Consider the following 255-nt stretch of genomic DNA (forward strand, 5'->3'; position numbering starts at 1 on the left):
CTCCGCTCCACTCCACCTCCCAGTAGAAGCGCTCCAGCCACAGCCCCTCCCTGCAGAGCACCTGGGGGCAGCGCTGGAACCTCTCTGTGTGGGCCGGGTACGGGTGGTCCCTCCACTGGCGGACCGCCCGCCTGCCGTCCTCCGACACCTGCAGCTCCGTGCTGGCGCTGTTGCGGTCCAGGGTCACGTAGCACGCGTCTGACCGCACATGCAGTGGACACAAGAGGATTGATATTTATATATAGATGGATTCAT

1 protein-coding gene is annotated in these 255 nt (G+C 63.1%); it reads right to left on the reverse strand.

What is annotated here, in order from left to right; translation table 11 throughout:
* On the reverse strand, positions 1–208 hold a 208-nt coding region (locus tag IEQ44_RS16195), incomplete at its 3' end, for an SPRY domain-containing protein (protein WP_193639452.1).
* Positions 209–255: the final 47 nt, after the last annotated feature.

This window comes from Nocardioides malaquae (assembly GCF_015070385.1).
Taxonomy (GTDB): domain Bacteria; phylum Actinomycetota; class Actinomycetes; order Propionibacteriales; family Nocardioidaceae; genus Nocardioides; species Nocardioides malaquae.